Genomic DNA, 19,270 nt, shown 5'->3' with positions numbered 1-19,270 from the left:
GATCCGGCCCCTCCCCCGCCCGGCGCTCGGTTACCGGGCCTCCTCGGTCTCCTCGTCACCCTCGGAGAGGAACGGGTGCTCGTCGAGCCGGCCGACGAGCCGGTCGTCGGCACCGGGCGTGAACGGCCCGCTGCTGTCCTCGTCGTCGAAGGACTCGAGGTCGAGCGGGACCGAGACCTCGCTCACCATCACCACGCCGTCGAGCGGCTCCAGTTCCGGGATGTCCAGGGCCCCGAGCGAACCGTCCCCGGTCTGCAGGAGCTCCAGCACCGCCTCGCCGACACCCTCCACGGCCGGCGACTCCTCCTCGGCCGGCACGGCGGCCCGCCGTGCGGCCTGGGCCACCCGGAGCAGCGCGGCGACGCTGGGCACCCGGTAGTCCCGGCGGTGCCGGACGGAGAGGACCAGCGGATGCGGGTCGTCCGGCTCGGCGCCGTCGACGCCACCCAGCCCCACCCCGAAGCGCTCGTCCGCCTCGTCGGGGTCGATCGCCTCCACGTCCCAGGGCGTGACCTCGCCGAAGGCGTCGAGCAGTTGCTCGTCGTACTCGTACGACGCGTTGTTGAGCTCGACGTACGCCTGCCAGACGGCATCGTCGTCGATCCGGCCATCGGCGGCCCGGACCGCGGCGAGATGCGCCCGGGCGGTCTCGATGACCCGCTCCAGGGCGGCGTCCAGCTCGGCGTGCTGGTCGGTCATGGTGTGGCCTGTCCCTTCAGTGCGATTGTTGCCGGCCCACCGGCCGACTGCCGTGCGGGCGGTCTGGTCGACGCCCGCACGGGCCGGGATGGATGGACCGGAAGTAGATGGATCAACCGGGGCACCGTAGACGAGTGCCGGCCGGCCTGCCAGGCGGACGGGTGGTCAGCTCTGGCGGAGGAACCGGTCGAGCACGCGCACGCCGAACTGTAGTCCGTCGACCGGCACCCGCTCGTCAATGCCGTGGAAGAGCGCGGAAAAGTTCAGGTCGGCCGGCAGCCGCAGCGGCGCGAAGCCGAAGCAGCGGATGCCGAGCTTGGCGAACGCCTTGGCGTCGGTGCCGCCGGAGAGCATGTACGGCACCGCCCGTGCGCCCGGGTCCTCGGCACGCAGCGCCGCCGCCATCGCGTCCACCAGATCTCCGTCGAAAGTGGTCTCGAGCGCGGGCTGTCGCTGGATGTGCTCGATCTCGATGTCCGGCCCGATCACCTCGCGCAACTGCTCCATCAGCAGTTCGGACTGGCCCGGCAGGCTCCGGCAGTCGACGGTGGCGCTGGCCCGGCTCGGGATCACGTTGTCCTTGTAGCCGGCGGCCAACCGGGTGGGGTTGGCGGTGTTCCGGATCGTCGCGCCGATCAGGTTGGCGATCGGGCCCAGCTTGGCGATGGCCAGCTCCGGGTCGTCCGGGTCCAGCTCGATGCCGAGCGCCTCGGAGAGCTGCTCCAGGAAGGCCCGCACGGTCGGGGTGACCACGACCGGGAAGCGGTGCCGGCCGACCCGGGCGACCGCCTCGGCGAGCGCGGTGACCGCGTTGTCGTCGTGCACCATCGAGCCGTGCCCCGGACGGCCCCGGGCGTGCAGGCGCAGCCATTCGAGGCCCTTCTCCGCCGTCTCGATCAGATAGAGCCGGAGATCCTGGCTGACGGTGTAGGAGAAGCCACCGACCTCGCCGATCGCCTCGGTGCACCCCTCCAGCAGGTCGGGGTGCCGGTCCACCAGGAAGTGCGCGCCGTACTCGCCGCCGGCCTCCTCGTCGGCGGTGAAGGCCAGCACCAGGTCGCGCGGCGGGCGTACCCCGGTGCGCCGCCAGTGCCGGACCACCGCGAGCACCATGGCGTCGAAGTCCTTCATGTCGATGGCGCCCCGACCCCAGAGGTAGCCGTCGGCGATCTCACCGGAGAACGGCGGCACCGACCACTCGCCCGCGTCGGCCGGCACGACGTCCAGGTGCCCGTGCACGAGCAGGGCGCCCCGGCCCGGGTCGGTGCCGGGGATCCGGGCCACCACGCTGGCCCGGCCCGGCGCCGACTCGCGCAGCTGCGCCTCGACACCCACCTCGGCGAGCTTCTCCGCCACGTACTCGGCGGCGACCCGCTCGCCGGCGGTGGTCGCGGGGTCCCCGGTGTTGCTGGTGTCGATCCGGAGCAGGTCCCGGCACAGCTCGACGACCTCGTCGGTGGCGCCCGGGAGCGGGGACGCGGACTGGCTACTCATGCGGTTCTTCATACCAGCCCGGCTCCGGGGCCGGCGCCTCCCCCGTCCGGTGGCGGGTTTCGCGATCCGGGCCGGAGGGTACCTGCGGATGTCCGCGAACGGTGCCGGTCGATGGTCCGGCGCCGCAGCGGCGGACCAGCCCAGTGAGGAGGCCAATCGTGAGCGTGCCACTGCCCCCGCTGCCCCCGACCGGTGAGGACGAGGACTACCGGCCCGCCGGGCGCAGCATGGTGGAGCTGCTCGCCGAGGAGCACGACCAGATCGCCGCGCTCTGCGGCGAGCTGACCGACGGCGCCACCCCGGAGCGACGCAGCCAGGTCGCCGAGGTGCTGACCGCGACCGTTGCCCGCCACCTCTCCGGCGAGGAGCAGTACCTCTACCCGACCGTGCGCAGCGCGCTTCCCGACGGCGGTCCGCTGGCCGACCGGGAGATCGCGGCAGACACCGAGCTGCTGCGTACGCTGCGCGAACTCGAGCACGTCACGCCCGGCGAGCCCCGCTTCGACCAGCTCGCCGACGAGGTCACCGGCCAACTCCGCCGGCACGCCTCGACGGCCTCGACGGAGATCTACCCCGCGTTGCGGGCAACGGCCAGCGACGCCGACCTGATCCGGCTGGGCAACCGGGTGGAGATCGCCGAGGAGGCGGCACCCACCCGGCCGCACCCGGACGCGCCCGCCACGCCGCCGTGGAACCGGGTCGTCGAACCGGCGCTCGGCGTCGTCGACAAGGTACGGGACGCGGTGAGCGGCCGGCGGACGTACGTCGACGACCTCACTCCCCCGGCCGCGCCCTGACGCTGCCCCGCGCGCGGTCAGGGCACGGCACGCGGGTCCTCCCTGCGCGGTGACCCGCGCCTCCCGCGGTGTGATGATCGTCGCGTGACGCGGGGCGGCCCGCCCCGGGGTACGGTCCTGCCCGGGTACGGCGCTGGTGGACGGAGGATGGCGGTGCGAGACGCGTTGGTGGTCCGGGGTGGCTGGGAGGGCCACATACCGGTGGCGGCGACCGAGTTGTTCCTCCCGTTCCTCCGGGACGCCGGTTTTCGGGTGGAGGTGCACGAGAACCTGGCGGTCTACGCCGACCCGGACCGGATGGCCGCCGCCGACCTGGTGGTGCAGTGCTGGTCGATGGGGAGCATCAGCGACGAGCAGGCGGCAGGTCTGGTCGCGGCGGTCCGCGCGGGCACCGGATTCGCGGGCTGGCACGGCGGGATCGTCGCCGCCTTCCACCACAACGCGTACGCGCAGCTCACCGGCGGGGTCTTCGTGCACCATCCACCGGGCTTCGTGGACCACGACCTGACGGTCTGCCCGGACCGGGCCGGCCATCCGATCGTCCGGGGCGTCGGCCAGGTACGGCTGCACACCGAGAAGTACTGGGTGCTGACCGATCCGCTCAACGACGTCCTCGCGACGGTGACCTTCGACCCAGGACCGGACGGGGCCGGCACGGCGGAGCCGACGCCGTGGGACCGCTCGGTCACCCTGCCGGCGGTCTGGACCAGAACCTGGGGCAGCGGCCGGGTCTTCGTCTCGACGGTCGGCCACCGGCTGGCGGACCTGACCCTCCCACCTGTCCGGACGATCACCGAACGGGGGCTCCTCTGGGCTGCCCGTCAGAAATAGGTGTCCGTTCGGTCGCAGTTTGGGTTTCCTTTGGGGGATCTTTCACTGGCCAAAGGTCTTCCCGTGGATCCCTTTCGGGTCCTACCGTCACGCTATGAACCTGGAGCTGCGGCACCTCAAGGTGGTCTGCGCGATCGCGGAGACTGGCAGCGTGACGAAGGCGGCGTCGACCCTGGGCCTGGCACAGCCTGCGCTGACCGCACAGCTCCAGCGCATCGAGCGCACGCTCGGCGGTCCGCTCTTCGAGCGGGACCGGCGCGGCGCCCGACCGACCGCGCTGGGCGAGCTGGTGTTGGCCCGGGCCCGCGTGCTGCTGCCCGCGATGAAGGGGCTGCAGGACGAGGCGGCCCGGCTCGCCGGAACGGGCTCGACGATGACCCGGTTCCGGTTCGGCGGCGTGAACAGCCCCATCCTCGGTGGACTGGTGCACCGGCTGGCGGCCGACCAGCCGCACGCGCAGATCAGCACCCACGCCTCGTGGTCGGTGGACGAGCTGGCCCAGATGGTGCTCAGCGGCCGTCTCGACTTCGTCCTCTCAGGCGTCTGCGGCGACGCCGTGCCGTCGGCGGAGTTCGGGCTGACCTGGCGGGCCGTGGCGGTGGACGCCGTCTTCGTACTGCTGCCGGAGGCTCATCCGCTGGCGGCGAACGACGAGGTGCACCTGGCCGCCCTCGCCGCGGAACGGTGGGCGGCTGCCCCGGGCGACGGCTGCTTCGCCGACTGCTTCGTCGCGGCCTGCTCCCGGGCCGGCTTCACCCCGGCGAAGATCTACGAGACCGACATCCGCAGCTGTATCGACCTGGTCGAGGCGGGCGAGGCGATCGCACTCGCCCAGGCCACCTTCCGGCCGGTCTCCGGGCTGGTCACCCGTCCGCTGGCGAACACGCCGCTGCGCTGGCGGCTGCTGCTCGGCTGGCATCCGGACGCCCCGGCCGCCGGCATCGCCGACCGGGTGCTCGGGCACGCCATCTCCGCCTACACCGACTCGCTCTCCCGCAACCCGACCTATCTCGCCTGGCTGGCCCGAAACCCCACCTTCGGGCCGCAGGACCTCGCCGCCGCCTGACGCCCGCACCGACAGCCCTCGCACGGACGACACCCGGCCCTCCCGGGCCCGACCGCCGGTGGCGGCTGCCCGCTCCGGGCTGGTGGAGTGCCCGCCGGGCGCGGCGCGGTATGAGCTAGGCGGGATATACCTGGGTCGATTATGGCCGGCTACCTTAACCATGCCCTGCCCGATCCAGAACCGCCGGTACCGACGGCGACCGTCGACATCGCCACGGGCCGGCGGGGCTGACCCCCGGTCGGCGGGGCAACGGCCACCGTGTGCCGTCCGGTTCCGGGCCGGGCGGCGCACGGGCCGCCCCGGTTCTCCCGTCCCACCCCCGTCTCTCGAGCCCTGCCGAGTCGTCCCACGGGTCGGTCGGCGCGCGCCACGACAGCCGTACGTCCTGCCCCGCCCCCTGGGCAGGAGATCGGCGGCGGGGGCAGGTCGGTGGGGCCGGGCCGTGGCCGGCACGTCCCTACCCCCGTCGAAGTCTGTTCCACGAAGGAGACACCGGATGAAGCGAAGACTCGCCACACTGGCGGCGGTGACCCTGCTGCCGGTGGGGATCCTCGGCGCCGTGGCCCCACCTGCCGCCGCGGCGCCGGACCCCGGAACCCCGGGCGCGGCTCCGGCCACCGCCGACGCCGCATCCCCCGAGATGCTCGCCGCCATGCAGCGCGACCTCGGGCTCACCGCCGCGCAGGCCCGCGCGCGGATCAGCCGGGACGAGAAGGCCAGCCTCGCCGACGCCGGGCTGCGCAAGTCGCTCGGCCGGGCGTACGCCGGCGGGTGGATCTCCCAGGCGGACGGCAAACTGACGGTCGCGGTCACCGACCGGTCGCAGGCCGCCCGGGTCACGGCGGCCGGCGCCGAGGCGAAGCTGGTCAGCCGCAGCGCCGCCCAGCTCGACGGGGTGAAGTCCGGGCTCGACCGCGCCGCCGCCAAGGCACCGGCCCGGTCGGTCCCCGGCTGGTACGTCGACGTCGCCACCAACAGCGTGGTGGTGCTCGCCAACGGCGGTACGGCCGCCGCGAGCACCTTCGTCACGGCCAGCGGCGTGGACGCCGCCGCGGTACGGATCGTGGCGACGACCGAGGCGCCCCAGCTCTACTACGACGTCCGGGGCGGCGACGCCTACTACATGGGCGGCCGCTGCTCGGTCGGCTTCTCCGTCACCGGCGGCTTCGTCACGGCCGGCCACTGCGGCCGGAGCGGCACCGCGACCCAGGGCTACAACCAGGTCGCCCAGGGCACCTTCCGCGGCTCCTCCTTCCCGGGCAACGACTATGCCTGGGTGCAGACCAACAGCAACTGGACGCCGCAGCCGTGGGTCAACAACTACGCGGGCGGAAACGTGACGGTGGCCGGCTCCACCGAGTCCGCGGTGGGCGCGGCGATCTGCCGCTCGGGTTCGACCACCGGCTGGCGGTGCGGCACCGTGCAGGCGAAGAACCAGACCGTCAACTACGCCGAGGGGTCGGTCAGCGGTCTGACCCGGACCAACGCCTGCGCCGAACCGGGTGACTCGGGCGGCTCGTGGCTCTCCGGCCAGCAGGCCCAGGGCGTCACCTCCGGCGGCTCGGGCAACTGCTCGTCCGGCGGCACCACCTACTTCCAGCCGGTCAACGAGATCCTCTCGGTGTACGGGCTGACGCTGCGTACCGGCAGCGGCGGCGGGGATCCGGAACCGCCACCGCCGGGCGGTGCCTGCAGCGGCTACGCCAGCACCTTCACCGGCTCGCTCTCCTCCGGCGCCGTGCAGTACCAGCCGAACGGGAGCTACTACCAGACCACCCGCTCCGGCACCCACCGTGGCTGCCTCGACGGACCGTCCGGGGTGGACTTCGACCTCTACCTGCAGCGGTGGAGCGGCAGCAGCTGGGTGACCGTGGCCCAGGGCACCTCCCCGGGGCCGGACGAGACGGTCTCGTACAACGGCTCCGCCGGCTACTACCGGTACGCCGTGCACGCCTACAGCGGATCGGGCAGCTACAGCCTCGGCGCCTCGGCGCCCTGAGGATCGACCGGTCGGCGGACCGCCCCGGGCTCCCCACGGGGAGCCCGGGGCGGTCCGCCGCGATATCCCGGCCGGAAGCGGGTACCGGTACCGGCATGACCGACCTGATCCCACCCGAGAACGACGGTGAGACCGTACGCCGGGTCGCCGCCGCACACACCGCCGCCTCCCGCGACGTGGAGGCCTTCCTGCGCCGGATACCGGAGGTGCCGACCGCTACGGACATCGCCGAGTACGCGGCCCTGCTGGCCCGGGAGGAGGCGCTGCGCACCGAGCGGACCGACGCCGCCGAGGCGGCCGGACTCGGCGTGCCGACCGTCGGCGGCGCGTAGCCGGCGGGCCGGCGGGGCCGGCGGCAGCGCGCCCGGCGCTTCCCCCGGGGCGCCCGGGACGTCCGGCTCCTCCGGGGCGCCCCCGGGCCACCGCTCGATCAGCGGCCCGGCGACTACCGCTCGATCAGCGGGTCGTGGCCGAGGTCGAGCAGGGAGCGCCGCCAGTTCTCGTCGGTCGCGCCGCCGTCCGGGCGGCTGTCGATCAGATCCCGGATCTCGTCGACGGTTTCCCGCATGACCTGGATGTCCCCGCCGGTCAGATCGACCTTGCGCTTGCCGAGGATGGCGAGGATCTGCCGGCCCGGCTCCGGCAACCCGAGATCCGGGTCGGCGCCGAACGCCTGCTCCCCCGACCCCTGGGTGAGCAGCCAGCTGCGGAGCTGCTCCGACGAGACGTTGACCCGGGCGTGGAACTCCTGCCACAGCTGCTCCACCTCGGGTTCCACCCGTTGCTGTCGCGCCATCACGCCTCCTCCTCTGGCGGCGACGCGGGCCGCGCCGGCTCGTCCGCACCGCGGTTCGGGCGCCCCGCCGGTGGACGGGGCCGGGCCGGGCCGGGCGCGGCCGGCGGTCGCAGTACGGCGTCGGTCTTCGCGCTCTTCTCGCGATTCTCCTCGGGCTGACTCACGTCACTCTCCCATTCTCCTTCCGGTGGTTCACCGGCCGTGGGTGGTGGTGGCCCGGCTGCGGCCGCCCGGCCGATCTCCCGCCGACACCTCGAAGGTCAGCTCGCCGTCCCGGGCGCCGACCATGACGCGCTGTCCGGGCTGGACGGTCCCGTCGAGCAACATCCGGGAGAGCCGGTTGTCGACCTCCCGCTGGATCGTCCGGCGCAACGGGCGGGCACCGAACTGCGGCTCGTAGCCGTGCTCGGCGATCCAATCCACCCCTTCTGTGGTGAAGTCTACCCCGATGTCCTGAGCGTGCATCCGTCGCCGGGTCTCGCCCAACAGGAGTTCGGTGATCTGCCGCAGCTGCTCGGTCTCCAGCCGGCGGAAGATGATCACCTCGTCGATCCGGTTGAGGAACTCCGGGCGGAACTGCTCCTGGAGCCGGCGCATCAGCCGGTCCCGCAGTTCGTTGTTCTCGTCATCGCCGGCGCCTCCGGCACCGCCGCCGAAGCCGACGCTGCGCTGCGTACCGGTGATCAGCTCGGAGCCAAGGTTGCTGGTCATGATCAGTACGCTGTTCCGGAAGTTGACCGTCCGGCCCTGGCTGTCGGTGAGCCGTCCGTCGTCGAATACCTGCAACAGGATGTTGAAGACGTCCGGGTGCGCCTTCTCGATCTCGTCGAGCAGCACCACAGCGTACGGGCGGCGCCGCACCGCCTCGGTGAGCTGTCCCGCCTCCTCGTACCCGACGTAGCCGGGCGGGGCGCCGACGAGCCGGCTCACCGTGTGCCGCTCCTGGAACTCGCTCATGTCCAGCCGGACCATCCGGTCCTGCTCGCCGAAGAGCGCCTCGGCCAGCGCCCGGGCCAGCTCGGTCTTGCCGACCCCGGTCGGGCCGAGGAAGAGGAAGCTCCCCATCGGCCGGTCCGGGTCGGCCAACCCGGTACGAGACCGCCGCACCGCCTCGGCGACCGCGCTCACCGCGTCGTCCTGGCCCACCACCCGCTCGTGCAGATATCCCTCCAGCCGGAGCAGCCGGTCCCGCTCCTCCTCGGTGAGCTGGCTCACCGGGATGCCGGTGGACCTGGAGACCACCTCGGCGATCTCCTGGGTGCCCACCTCCGGCACCGCCGGTTGGTCGCCGTTGCCGTTCGCCGCCGAGAGCCGCTCGCGTACCTCCTGGAGCCGGTCGCGCAGTTCCGAGGCGCGCTCGTACTGCTCGTCGGCGACCGCCTGGTCCTTCTCCCGCCGGACCTCCTCCAGTTGGCGCTCCAGCTCCCGCACGTCCCCGGCCGGCGTCCGGGTACGCAGCCGCACCCGGGCACCGGCCTGGTCGAGCACGTCGATCGCCTTGTCCGGCAGGAACCGGTCGGTGACGTACCGGTCGGCGAGCTCGGCGGCGGCGACCAGCGCCTCGTCGGTGAAGCGCACCTGGTGGTGCGCCTCGTACCGGTCCCGCAGCCCGTGCAGGATGGCGACGGTGTCCTCCACTGTCGGCTCCGGCACCAGCACCGGCTGGAACCGCCGGGCCAGCGCCGCGTCCTTCTCGATGTTGCGGCGGTACTCGTTGAGCGTCGTCGCGCCGATCACCCGCATGTCGCCCCGGGCCAGCGCGGGCTTGAGCATGTTGCTGGCGTCCATCCCGCCCTCGGCACCGGCGCCGCCCGCACCGACCAGGGTGTGCAGCTCGTCCAGAAAGATGATCAGCTCGTCGCCGTGCGCCCGGATCTCGTCGATGACCTTCTTCAGGCGCTCCTCGAAGTCGCCCCGGTAGCGGGTGCCGGCGACCAGGCCGGCGAGGTCCAACTGCACCACCCGCTTGCCGACAAGCGTCTGCGGCACGTCCCCGTCGCAGATCCGCTCGGCGAGCCCTTCGACGATCGCGGTCTTGCCCACCCCGGCCTCGCCGATCAGCACCGGGTTGTTCTTGGTCCGCCGGGAGAGGATCTCCACCGCCTGCTCGATCTCGTCCGTCCGGCCGATCACCGGGTCGATCTCGTCGGCCCGGGCCAGGTCGGTGAGGTCCTGGCCGTACTGGTCGAGGGTGGGGGTGCCCCGGTCCGGCCTGCCCCCGCCGTTCCCGCCACCGCCGCTGGCGCTGGCGGCCTGCAACGACTGCGGCTGGATCCGGCCCGCCGCCAGCATCCGGCCGGCCGGCGACTCGGGGTTGAGCGGCAGCGCCATCAGAATGTGCTCCGGCCCGATGTACGAGGCGCCCATCGCCCGGGAGAGCTGGTGCGCGTCGAGCAGCGCCCGCTTCGCCGCCGGGGTGAGGGACATGTTCGACGGCACCTGGCCGTGCGTGGCCGGTCGCTCCACCCGCTGCTCGCCGCCGAGCGCACCGAGCAGGGCGTCCGGGTCGGCGCCGGCCCGGCTGAGCAGGTCCCGCAGCGGCTCCCGCTGCAACGCGGCCCAGAGCAGGTGGTCGGTGTCCAGGTCACTGCTGTTCGCCTGCGCCGCCCGCCGCGCCGCGTCGGCGAGCATCTCCCGCGCGTCCGCGGTCATCAGCCTCGTGATGTCCACCCGCTGCCCCTGCCGGCGGCTCTCCCCCCGGCCGAAGTACCGGGCCAGGAACTCGTCCCACGGGTCGGGGCCGAGGTCGCCGGGTCCCTGCGTCATCTTTCGTCCCCCTCACGGGCGCGGACACTGGCATCGCCTCGGCTACCCGGCCGCAGCAGCGACAAACACCGCGTAACCACAGCAGCCACACCCGGCGCGGCCCATCCGCGCCGGTCGTGGCGACGCCACCCGCACCGGTCGTGGCGACGCCACCCGCACCGGTCGCGGCGACGCCGCGTTGGAACGGCCGGGATGGCAGGCTGGGCGGATGCCCATGGCCGAGGAACCGCTGCTCGTCGTCGACGCCGCCAACGTGGTGGGATCCCGGCCGGACGGCTGGTGGCGGGACCGGGCCGGCGCCACCGCCCGGCTGCGCGACCGGCTGGCGCCGATCCGCCGGCACGGCCTGCCCGGCCTGGTGCCGCCGGTCGAGGTGGTCCTGGTCGTGGAGGGTGCCGCCCGCCGGGTCGGGACCACCGAGGGGGTTCGGGTGGTCGCGGCGGAGGGCTCCGGCGACGACGCGATCGTCGGCCTGCTCCGGGCGGAGTGCCCCGCCGGCCGCAGCTGCGTCGTGGTCACCGCCGATCGGGCACTGCGGGACCGGGTCACCGCGCTGGGTGCGCAGGTACGCGGACCACGCTGGCTCGTCGCCCCACCGGACCGGACGGCGGAGGAGTGAGACCACGGCTGGAAGTTGCACACCTGAGCAGGTCTTCCGGGTAGTCGACCAGACTAGTGTCGGAGATCCGACTGAGTGACGTCCCGGTGACGCAAAGTAGGAGGATGGGCGGCCTCCGGCCGGCACCGACCTGATCAACCGGGAACGGACAGCCGGGCAGCAAACACCCAGGGCGCCGCGGACCGCCCAACGGGATAAGCTCTAATTAGAGCCCTCCCCGCCCCCAGGAGGTTTCGCCGTGGCGAGTGTCGCCGAGCTGAAAGCGGCCATCGACGCCGCGCTGCAGCAGATCGGCGAGAGCCAGGCCGCCGTGCAGGCCGCCGGCGACAAGCTCGCCGAGGCGCAGCAGACCCTGGCCGGCGCGCTGGAGGGCAGCGGACACTCCACCGTCGACGCCGCCCAGGCGTCGCTCTCCCAGGCTGCGCAGGAGTTGGAGGAGTGCCTGGCCGCGACACTCGCCGCCGTCGAACACGCCCAGCTCTACGTCTCGACGCTGTAGAGCAGCGGATGTCCATCATCGAGGAGCTGGGGGCCCGGGTCCGGGCGGCCTGTGACGAACTGCCGGTCGAGCTGGTGATCAAGGGACTCGACTCGCTCAAGACCGCCTCGGAGCGGCTGCGCTGGGTACGCCAGGAGTCCGCCGACCCGATGGGCGTACCCGAACTGTCGGCCGCCACCGAGCACCTGGAGACCGCCGGACACGCCCTGCGGCTCGCCCAGGACCAGTTCGCCGCCTACCTGGCGGCGATCGGCCTGGGCCCCGCCGGCCCGCCGACGGCCGGACCGCAGCGACCACCCGACGGGCCCGCGGCCCGGATCGCCGACGAACCGTCCGGGCCGGCCCGGCGGGTCGCTCCGGCGGCGACCGGCGGCTGGTGGTCGGTCCGGGTCGCCGAGCTCTTCGACTCGCGGGACACCCCGGCGCCAGAGCCGGACCAGCAGGTCACCGACGCCGAGGAGTTGCTCCGTCGGGTCACCACGGGCGTCCGCTCCGGCGACCGGAGCCGGCTGCACACCGAACTGCGCGCGGTGGAGGCGAACGTCGGGCTGGGGCTCGCCTCGGTGGCCCCGCCGATGCTGCGTGACCTGGCGGGCAAACTGCTCGGCCACCCGCCCCGGGCCGCGGACCTGCCGAGGCTGCGCCGGGAGGTGACCGGGCAGGTCCGGGACCTGGTGCCCAACCTGCCGCCCGGGGTGCTCGACACGCTACTCAGCCGGGTCTGCCGGATGCCGCCGCCGAAGGAGCCGGCGGAGCAGCCCCATCCCGCCGACCCGGCGGTCGCCGCAGGGGTCCTCACCGGCCTGCTGATGCGTCGGCTCGGCCTCGACCAGCGCCCCGTCACCGCACGCCGCCCCCGGGAAACCCATGCCTGATCTGAGGACCCAGCTCGTCACCCGGGTCCGCACCATGCTGTCGCACGCCCTGGGCGCCTCCCGGGCCCGGCTCGCGGGCGCCCGGACCGAACTCGGCGGCGCCGAGGACCGGCTGCGCCGGATCCGGGAGGCGGCCGCCCGGGTGCCGGAGCGGGTAGGCGCGGAACGGGACCGCCGGGTCACCGAGCTGGCCGACCGGTACGGCGCGGAAATCGTCCGGCTCGCCTCCCGGGCCGCCGAGGCAGCAACCCGGGAGGCACCCGGTGCCGCCGGTGCCGACTGGTCCGGCTGGCGCCCCACTCCAGTCGTCCGGGGCGAGGCACCGGGTCCGCTGCGGATCGGCACGGTACGGCTGCCGGGCAGCCCGCCCGTACCGGCCCTGGTGCCGCTGCTCGACGCCGGTCACGTACACCTCTCCGGGGCCGACCGGAGCGGCTGCGACGCGGTCGTCGCCGCGCTGCTGCTGCGGGCCGTCGGCCGGGCCGATCCCGGCTCGGTCCGGCTGGTCGGCTACGACCCCGAGCACCTCGGTGGCGGCCTGGCCGGCTTCGCCCCGCTCTCCACCGCCGGGCTGCTGACCTTCGTCGGGCCGGGCGGCCTGGCCCGGCTCCTCGACGACCTCGTCGACCAGATCCGTCGGATCAACGAGACGGTGCTGGCCGGCGAGTACGCGTCGCTGCGCGAGCTGGCGGCGGCGACCGGCCGGCGCCCGGAGCCGTGGCGGGTGGCGGTGCTGCTCGGCGGCGACGAGCTCTCCCGACACGAACGGGGCCAGCTCGACCGGGTGGCCCGGACCGGCGCCGCCTGCGGCGTGCACCTGGTGGTACGCGGCATCGAGCTGCCCGACGAGCGGCACGTGCACCGGGTGGTGGTCGACGCCGACGCGACCCGGCTCTCCAGTTGCCCCGGGCTCGCCGTCGACCCCGATCCGGCGCCGCCGCCCGGACTGGTCACCGAAACCTGCCGGCAGATCGCCACTCTGGTCAATGCGGGCCCGCCGCCGACGCCCTTCACCGACCTGCTGCCACCGGCCGACGAGATGTGGCGGGAGGACTCCGCCGCCGGCCTGGTGGCGCCGATCGGGGACGGCCCGCAGGGCCGGCCGGTGACGCTGACCCTCGGCGACTACCCGCCGCACGCGCTGATCGGCGGCCCCTCCGGCACCGGCAAGACCAACCTGATCTTCGCCTGGATCGGCTCGCTCGCCGCCCGCTACTCCCCCAGCGAGCTGGAGTTCTATCTGCTCGACTTCAAGGAGGGGGTGTCGTTCGCCCGGTTCGCGCAGGGACGCCGCGACCCGAGCTGGCTGCCGCACATGCGCCTGGTCGGGATCAACGTCAACACCGACCGCGAGTTCGGTCTCGCCCTGCTGCGCTTCCTCGCCGAGGAGTTGCGCCGCCGGGCAGACGCGGCCAAGCGGCACGAGGTGACCAAGCTCGCCGAGCTGCGCGCCGTGGACCCGGGCGGGCGCTGGCCCCGGATCGTCGCCGTGGTCGACGAGTTCCAGATGCTGCTGGCCGGCCGGGACGCGGTCGCCAGGGAGGCCGCCGACCTCCTCGAGGACCTGGCCCGGCGGGGGCGCTCCCAGGGCATCCACCTGGTGCTCGCCTCACAGGACGTCCGGGGCATCGAGGCGCTCTGGGGGCGGCCGGCGCTGGTCGCCCAGTTCACCCTGCGGATCGCGCTGCCCAAGGCGCTGCGCATCCTCGCCGAGCGCAACGACGCCGCGCAGGTGCTGCCCCGGCACCACGCGATCGTCAACGCCGAGTCCGGGATGGTCGAGGGCAACCAGGTGGCCCGGATCCCGGCCGCCAGCGACTGGGGCACCTGGAGCGACCTGCAACACCGGCTGTGGCGGATGCGGCCGCCGGACGCGGCGCCGGCCCGGCTCTTCGACGGTGACGCGATCCCCCGGCTGGACGAGGCACCCGACTTCGTCGCGCTGCGCCCGCCGGGCGAGCCGATCCCGGTCGGCGTTTCCGCCGACCGGGCGACCGGCGTGGCGATCTGGCCCGAGGGGGTCGGCCCGGAGCGGAGCGCCGCGTCGGCCGGCGGTGCCCCGGCACCGGCCGGCGGTGACCGTGCCGGTGCCGGGCGGACCGGCGGCAGCGCCGGCACGGAGCGGACCGGTGCCGGCACGGAGCGGACCGGTGCCGGCGCCCGGGGGCCGGTGGCGCTGCTCGGCGAGATCATCGACGTGCAGGCGCGGTCTGCGGGAATGCGGCTCCCCCGGGCGCCGGGACGGAACCTGGCGGTACTCGGCACCGGCGTCGACGAGGCCTGCGCGGTGCTGGACGCGGCCGCCCGGTCGCTGCGCCGCCAGCACCGGCCCGGCAGCGCGCGCTTCTCGATCGCCTGCCTCGACCCGGACGCCGACTCCGCCGCCCGCACGCTCTACGAGGCGCTCGGCCCGGACGCCGCCTGGTACTCCGAGGAGGACATCGGCGAACTGATGGCCGAGACGGCGACCGGGCTCGGCACCGCCGGTGCCCCCGGCGAACCGCACTACCTCCTGCTGTACGCCGTGGACGCGGCGACCGGCCAGCTCGGCACCGCCATCGCCGGGCGCTCCGGGCTGGACCACCTCCGGCACGTCCTGCACAACGGGCCGGAGCGGCGTACCCACACCCTGGCCTGGTGGCGGGGGGTGGCCCGGATGCGGGCGGACCTCGGCGGCCCTGCCTCCCGGACCGACCAGATCGGCGCCTGGGTCGCGCTCGACGTGCAGGGCGCGGAGCTCACCTCCGCGCTCTACCCCGGCGCCGGCGGCGGTCCCGACTGGTACCCGAGGCCGTGGCGTGGACTCTTCTTCGACCGCTCGGTACACCGCACGGGTCAGGTGATCATCCCTTATGGACCGCCACGATGAGCGGTGACCTGGAACCGGATCTGAACTACGCCCGGGCCATCCGCCGGCTCGCCGAGCTGACCGGGCGGGCCGAAAAGGAACGTGCCGAGGCGGAAGCCTGGTACGCCCGCCAGCTGGCCGCCGCCGACCGGGCGGTACGCGACGCGGAGCAGGGGGTACGCCGGGCCGAGGCGGAGGTGGCGGAGGCCCGGGAGGAGGTCGACCGCACCGAGGCGGAGTCGATCCACCTCTGGAGCATCCTGCGCGGGCAGCTCGGCACGGACCGGCGCATCGGTGAACCGCCGGTACCGCGCAACGGCGAACCGGCCGACGTCGAGGCACTGCTCGACGGGGTACGCGAGCTGCTGGAGCGGGCCCGCCGGCCCGGTGAGCTGGCCCCCGCGACCGGGCCGTTGCTGGCGCTCTTCGGCGTGCTCGGCGCCGCCGCCGCGTACGCCCTCGGGCTCGCCGCCCGTGCCGTCGGCGATCGCTACGGAGGTGATCTGGCGGTCGCCATGCCGGTGCTCGGGCTGCTGGTGACGCTGCTCGGTCCGGTCGTCGGGCTGGCACCGGCGCGGGTACTCGCCGACCGCCGGCACGCCGGCCTGGATGTGCGGGCGGTCCTGGTGGTCGTGGTAGCCGGCCTGGTCACCACCGCAGCCCTCTTCGGCCTGCTCCGCTGAGACGTGCAAGGCGGGGGCCCTTCTTATCGCTTTCTGTATAAGAAGGGCCCCCGCCTCACACCGGAACCGCGATCGCCTCGCGGAGGAGGCGGCGGGCCAGCACGATCCGGTCGACGTCGTCGTCCAGCCCGGGCAGGTCGCCGACCCGCTGCACAGCGCCGGAGAGGAACGCCCGCAGCGCCAGGGCGCACTGGCCCGGGAAGGTGACGGTGCGGTCGAAGAGTGCGAGCGCGACCCGGCCGGCGCCGTCGACGCCGTCGGCGCCGGGGGCGGGCGGCTCCGCGGTCAACTGCCAGCGCAGCCCGTCCCGTGGTGCGAGCCGGGTGTCGGCGTCCACCGAGGCGATCGCCGCCGCCTGGGCGAGCGGGCGGATCGGCGCGGGTCGGGCCGCCGGCCAGGCCCGGGCACGCAGCCGGGCGGCGACGGCGGCCGGATCGGCCCGCAACAGCCAGTCCCGTAGTGCGTCGACCGTCTCGGTCAGCTCCGGTTCGACCTGGTCGACCTCGGCGACGTCCACCCCGAACGGCAGCGAGGCACGCAGTCGCGGATCCTCGGCGGCGAGGTCCAGCAGCGCCTCGACCATCGCGTACCTGGTCACTGCCCGGACGCCGACGGTCAGGTGCAGGCTGCTCTCGTCCTGCGCCCGGGCGCTGTGCAGCCATCCTCGAGGCAGGTAGAGCGCGTCGCCGGGCCCGAGCAGCACGTCCAGGGCGGCCGGTCCGTCGGCGACCGCGGCGACCTCGTCCGCCCGGCCGCCCCACGGCTGCCGCTCCAACGGATCGGGCAGCACCGGCTCGTGCACCTGCCAGTGCTTGTGCCCGTCGACCTGGAGCACGAAGACGTCGTGCGTGTCGTAGTGGGTGGCGAAGCCCTGGTTTCCGGGCGGGGTCAGATAGGCGTTCACCTGGAGCGGCTGGCCGAGGAGCAGGCTCAGCTCGCGAGTGAAGTCGATAAGCGGTGGCCAGGTCCGGTGCAGACCCTGGAGCACCAGGGTGGCGCCGTCGGCGTAGAGCGCGAGGACCCGCTCGTCCAGGACCTGATCGGTGATCTCGGCCCCGGCCCCGCCACCGCCGGTGTACTGCCCCGCCGGCCGGACCTGCCCGTTCTGCGCGACCCGCAGGAACGGGGTACGCAGCCCACGCCGGCTCAGCAGTTCGTCGGCGTCCGCCGGGCTGAGCAGGTCGCGGAACCCGTCCGGGTTGCCGAGTTCGGCCGCCCGGGAGAGCAGGGGCGCCCGCCCCCAGTGGGCGGCGGCGAACTTCGCCGGTTCGACCGCGACGCAGCGGGCCAGGGCCGGCCGGTGGGCGGGGCCGGAACGGCTCTCCGATGCTCCGCCGGCGGCGCGGGTCGGGCGGCCGGCGCCGCCCGACCCGGTCGTCGGTTCCGTTCCCAGATCTCCCGGCATGCCGGCCGGAGCAGGATCGCCGGCTCCCGAACTGCCGGTCGCCGGGTTACCGGTCGCGTGCTCCGGCACCGTGCCGGCCGATCCGTCGTACTCGGTCATGGGGTCGGGCTCACCGGGCGGCGCTGTCTGCGCCGCCGTCCTGCTGGCCGGGGGCCGCACCCGCATCGGCCGGACCCTCTGCCGCGCCGTCGGCGCCGCCGTCGTGCTGCCCCGGGGTCGCGCCGCCGTCGGCCGGACCCTCCGCCGCGCCGTCGGCGCCGCCGTCGTGCTGCCCCGGCGTGGCCCCGGCGTCGGCCGGACCCTCGGCGGCACCGTCGGCGCCGCCGTCCCGGCCCATCGGATTGGCCCCACCGTCGGCCGGGCCCTCCCCTCCGCCGCCACCGGTGCTCCGGATATCGTCGTCGTCCAGTCTCATTCGGTGCTCCCTCGGATCCAGCGCCCGGGTCTGATCGTCCCGGGCGTCGCTACGCGGATGCTGGTACCCCGCGCCCGATCACCTCTAACCCGGCAAACCGGTCCGCTCCCGCCGTGGCGTGATTCGCGACCAGTGTGGTGACGGCCGCCCCGGCACACCACCCGACACTCGGCGGCCGGGCGAGCGCCGTCGACCCGCCCGGCGCGGCCAGACGAAGCGGCCCGGGTCAATTCCCCGTACCGGAAACCTCCCGGTAATTGTGGCGTCCCACCTGGCCTGCCGGTCGGGTGGTACTGGCTCGGGGCGGGAAAGCGCGCAGCTCAGCGGCTGGCGTACGGCGCCGAACTGTCCCGGACGACCAGGTCGGTGGAGAGTTCGACCCTTGGCGTGTCGAGCGGTTCGCCCTGTGCCAGTCGGAGCATGGTCCGGGCGGCCAGCAGCCCCATCTCGGCGAGTGGCTGGCGCACGGTGGTGAGCGGCGGCGACGCCCAGCGCGCCTCCGGCAGGTCGTCGAAGCCGACCACGCTGACGTCGTCCGGCACCCTGAGCCCGCGCCGCCGGACCGCCTCGTACGCCCCGAACGCCATCTGGTCGCTGGAGGCGAAGATCGCCGTCGGCGGCTCGTCGAGGTCGAGCAGCGCGGCGCCGCCGGAGTATCCGGACTCGTGGTAGAAGTCGCCGGGGACGATCAGCTCGTCGCGCAGCGGGATGCCGGCGGCGTCCAGCGCGGCGCGGTAGCCGTCGAGGCGGGCCCGGCTGCAGAGCAGTCGCGGCGGGCCGGCGATGAAGCCGATCCGGCGGTGCCCGAGCGAGAGCAGGTGCTCGGTGGCCCGCAACCCGCCGGCCCAGTTCGTCGCGCCGATCGTCGGGATGTCCAGGTTGGGCACGCCGGCGGGGTCGACCAGCACCATCGGCACGTTCAGCCGACGCAGCTCGGCGTGCACCGGTGGGGCGAGGTCGCTGGCGACCAGGATCACCCCGTCGGTGGCCCGGGTGCGCAGGTTCTGTAACCACTGCCGGGTCGAGGTCGACCGGCGGTGGATCGCCGAGACCACGGTGCCGACCCCGGCGGCGTGCGCGACGTCCTCGACCCCTCGGATGATCTCGACGGCCCAGGGACTGTCCAGGTCGTTGAAGATGAGGTCGATCAGGCTCGCCCCGGCCCGTGGCCGGGTGGCCCGGCGCCGGTAGCCGTGCCGACGGAGGAGTTCCTCCACCCGCTCCCGGGTCTGCGGCGCCACGTCGTTGCGGCCGTTGAGCACCCGGGAGACCGTCGGCACCGACACGCCGGCCTCCTGGGCGATGGCGGTGATGGTGATCCTGCGTCCTTCGTCGACCGTCACGAGGCAGCTCCTTCGTTGTGGCCTCAGCCTACGACCGAAACTATTTCGAGGCTGTACCGGTGTCCGTCGCGCGCCCTCCCAGTATTTTGCCCCACACTCGGGGTTGACTGACCGCACGGCGGGTCATAACGTTCC

The 19,270-nt window shown here is 74.2% G+C and carries 18 protein-coding genes; 10 read left to right on the top strand and 8 right to left on the bottom strand.

Features of this window, described 5'->3' with window-relative positions; translation table 11 throughout:
- Positions 1-30: 30 nt before the first annotated feature.
- Both ACN28C_RS22065 and ACN28C_RS22060 read right to left on the bottom strand, forming a co-directional pair.
- Entirely contained in the window at positions 31-699 is a 669-nt protein-coding gene (locus ACN28C_RS22065; protein ID WP_422769435.1) for a hypothetical protein, read from the bottom strand.
- A gap of 165 nt (positions 700-864) precedes the next feature.
- On the bottom strand, positions 865-2,193 hold the full coding sequence (locus ACN28C_RS22060; protein WP_422769434.1) for a M20/M25/M40 family metallo-hydrolase: 1,329 nt from the start codon (positions 2,191-2,193) through the stop codon (positions 865-867).
- A gap of 158 nt (positions 2,194-2,351) precedes the next feature.
- Here ACN28C_RS22060 and ACN28C_RS22055 point away from each other — a divergent pair, with 158 nt between their 5' ends.
- The 5 genes from ACN28C_RS22055 to ACN28C_RS22035 all read left to right on the top strand — a co-directional run bounded on the left by ACN28C_RS22055 (position 2,352) and on the right by ACN28C_RS22035 (position 7,218).
- Entirely contained in the window at positions 2,352-2,990 is a 639-nt protein-coding gene (locus ACN28C_RS22055) for a hemerythrin domain-containing protein (protein WP_422769433.1), read from the top strand.
- A 147-nt stretch (positions 2,991-3,137) separates the two neighbouring features.
- A complete protein-coding gene (locus tag ACN28C_RS22050; RefSeq protein WP_422769432.1) occupies positions 3,138-3,821 on the top strand; it encodes a ThuA domain-containing protein in 684 nt (227 codons plus the stop codon).
- A 94-nt stretch (positions 3,822-3,915) separates the two neighbouring features.
- Entirely contained in the window at positions 3,916-4,887 is a 972-nt protein-coding gene (locus ACN28C_RS22045) for a LysR family transcriptional regulator (protein ID WP_422769431.1), read from the top strand.
- Positions 4,888-5,383: 496 nt separating this feature from the next.
- Positions 5,384-6,886: a S1 family peptidase gene (locus ACN28C_RS22040; RefSeq protein ID WP_422769430.1), complete on the top strand. Its 1,503-nt coding sequence runs from the start codon at positions 5,384-5,386 to the stop codon at positions 6,884-6,886.
- 95 nt (positions 6,887-6,981) lie between these two features.
- Positions 6,982-7,218: a hypothetical protein gene (locus ACN28C_RS22035; protein WP_422769429.1), complete on the top strand. Its 237-nt coding sequence runs from the start codon at positions 6,982-6,984 to the stop codon at positions 7,216-7,218.
- Positions 7,219-7,331: 113 nt separating this feature from the next.
- Here ACN28C_RS22035 and ACN28C_RS22030 read toward each other — a convergent pair whose 3' ends face one another.
- From ACN28C_RS22030 to ACN28C_RS22020, 3 genes are read right to left on the bottom strand one after another with little or no spacing between them, the layout of a single operon-like run.
- Entirely contained in the window at positions 7,332-7,682 is a 351-nt protein-coding gene (locus tag ACN28C_RS22030) for a DUF3140 domain-containing protein (RefSeq protein ID WP_422769428.1), read from the bottom strand.
- On the bottom strand, positions 7,682-7,846 hold the full coding sequence (locus ACN28C_RS22025) for a hypothetical protein (RefSeq protein WP_422769427.1): 165 nt from the start codon (positions 7,844-7,846) through the stop codon (positions 7,682-7,684). Before ACN28C_RS22025 ends, ACN28C_RS22030 begins: the two co-directional genes overlap by 1 nt.
- Positions 7,847-7,874: 28 nt before the next feature.
- Positions 7,875-10,448 carry an ATP-dependent Clp protease ATP-binding subunit gene (locus tag ACN28C_RS22020; protein ID WP_422769426.1) on the bottom strand — a complete coding sequence of 858 codons (2,574 nt, stop codon included), beginning with the start codon at positions 10,446-10,448 and terminating at the stop codon, positions 7,875-7,877.
- A 214-nt stretch (positions 10,449-10,662) separates the two neighbouring features.
- Here ACN28C_RS22020 and ACN28C_RS22015 point away from each other — a divergent pair, with 214 nt between their 5' ends.
- From ACN28C_RS22015 to ACN28C_RS21995, 5 genes are all read left to right on the top strand, one after another.
- Complete coding sequence (locus tag ACN28C_RS22015) at positions 10,663-11,067, top strand: hypothetical protein (RefSeq protein ID WP_422774764.1); 405 nt, start codon at positions 10,663-10,665, stop codon at positions 11,065-11,067.
- Positions 11,068-11,305: 238 nt separating this feature from the next.
- Positions 11,306-11,566, top strand: a complete 261-nt coding sequence (locus ACN28C_RS22010) for a hypothetical protein (RefSeq protein WP_421493001.1) — start codon at positions 11,306-11,308, stop codon at positions 11,564-11,566.
- Between the two features lie 8 nt (positions 11,567-11,574).
- Positions 11,575-12,441: a hypothetical protein gene (locus ACN28C_RS22005; protein WP_422769425.1), complete on the top strand. Its 867-nt coding sequence runs from the start codon at positions 11,575-11,577 to the stop codon at positions 12,439-12,441.
- Positions 12,442-12,823: 382 nt separating this feature from the next.
- On the top strand, positions 12,824-15,310 hold the full coding sequence (locus ACN28C_RS22000; RefSeq protein WP_422774763.1) for an FtsK/SpoIIIE domain-containing protein: 2,487 nt from the start codon (positions 12,824-12,826) through the stop codon (positions 15,308-15,310).
- Positions 15,307-15,972, top strand: a complete 666-nt coding sequence (locus ACN28C_RS21995; RefSeq protein WP_422769424.1) for a hypothetical protein — start codon at positions 15,307-15,309, stop codon at positions 15,970-15,972. The genes ACN28C_RS22000 and ACN28C_RS21995 overlap by 4 nt, the downstream gene beginning before the upstream one ends.
- 55 nt (positions 15,973-16,027) lie before the next feature.
- On the opposite strand, the gene ACN28C_RS21990 is transcribed toward ACN28C_RS21995, so the two are convergent.
- From ACN28C_RS21990 to ACN28C_RS21980, 3 genes are all read right to left on the bottom strand, one after another.
- Complete coding sequence (locus ACN28C_RS21990) at positions 16,028-17,377, bottom strand: cupin domain-containing protein (protein WP_422774762.1); 1,350 nt, start codon at positions 17,375-17,377, stop codon at positions 16,028-16,030.
- 109 nt (positions 17,378-17,486) lie between these two features.
- On the bottom strand, positions 17,487-17,792 hold the full coding sequence (locus ACN28C_RS21985; RefSeq protein ID WP_422769423.1) for a hypothetical protein: 306 nt from the start codon (positions 17,790-17,792) through the stop codon (positions 17,487-17,489).
- Positions 17,793-18,112: 320 nt separating this feature from the next.
- The gene (locus ACN28C_RS21980; protein ID WP_422769422.1) at positions 18,113-19,135 is read right to left on the bottom strand and encodes a LacI family DNA-binding transcriptional regulator; all 1,023 of its coding nucleotides are present in this window, start codon (positions 19,133-19,135) and stop codon (positions 18,113-18,115) included.
- Positions 19,136-19,270: the final 135 nt, after the last annotated feature.

It is taken from the genome of Plantactinospora sp. WMMC1484 (genome assembly GCF_049315195.1).
Classification (GTDB): Bacteria; Actinomycetota; Actinomycetes; order Mycobacteriales; family Micromonosporaceae; genus Plantactinospora.
The sequence above is the reverse complement of the archived record's forward strand: the minus strand, read 5'-3'. Positions and strand labels throughout refer to the sequence as shown.

Bases quoted from the DNA above. Each gene is read 5' to 3' on its own strand.
- ACN28C_RS22035 (WP_422769429.1), top strand. From the start codon at position 6,982: ATGACCGACCTGATCCCACCCGAGAACGACGGTGAGACCGTACGCCGG.
- ACN28C_RS21995 (WP_422769424.1), top strand. From the start codon at position 15,307: ATGAGCGGTGACCTGGAACCGGATCTGAACTACGCCCGGGCCATCCGC.
- ACN28C_RS22040 (WP_422769430.1), top strand. From the start codon at position 5,384: ATGAAGCGAAGACTCGCCACACTGGCGGCGGTGACCCTGCTGCCGGTG.
- ACN28C_RS21985 (WP_422769423.1), bottom strand. From the start codon at position 17,792: ATGAGACTGGACGACGACGATATCCGGAGCACCGGTGGCGGCGGAGGG.
- ACN28C_RS22060 (WP_422769434.1), bottom strand. From the start codon at position 2,193: ATGAGTAGCCAGTCCGCGTCCCCGCTCCCGGGCGCCACCGACGAGGTC.
- ACN28C_RS22045 (WP_422769431.1), top strand. From the start codon at position 3,916: ATGAACCTGGAGCTGCGGCACCTCAAGGTGGTCTGCGCGATCGCGGAG.
- ACN28C_RS22005 (WP_422769425.1), top strand. From the start codon at position 11,575: ATGTCCATCATCGAGGAGCTGGGGGCCCGGGTCCGGGCGGCCTGTGAC.
- ACN28C_RS22050 (WP_422769432.1), top strand. From the start codon at position 3,138: ATGGCGGTGCGAGACGCGTTGGTGGTCCGGGGTGGCTGGGAGGGCCAC.
- ACN28C_RS22065 (WP_422769435.1), bottom strand. From the start codon at position 699: ATGACCGACCAGCACGCCGAGCTGGACGCCGCCCTGGAGCGGGTCATC.
- ACN28C_RS22030 (WP_422769428.1), bottom strand. From the start codon at position 7,682: ATGGCGCGACAGCAACGGGTGGAACCCGAGGTGGAGCAGCTGTGGCAG.
- ACN28C_RS21990 (WP_422774762.1), bottom strand. From the start codon at position 17,377: ATGCCGGGAGATCTGGGAACGGAACCGACGACCGGGTCGGGCGGCGCC.
- ACN28C_RS22020 (WP_422769426.1), bottom strand. From the start codon at position 10,448: ATGACGCAGGGACCCGGCGACCTCGGCCCCGACCCGTGGGACGAGTTC.
- ACN28C_RS22015 (WP_422774764.1), top strand. From the start codon at position 10,663: ATGGCCGAGGAACCGCTGCTCGTCGTCGACGCCGCCAACGTGGTGGGA.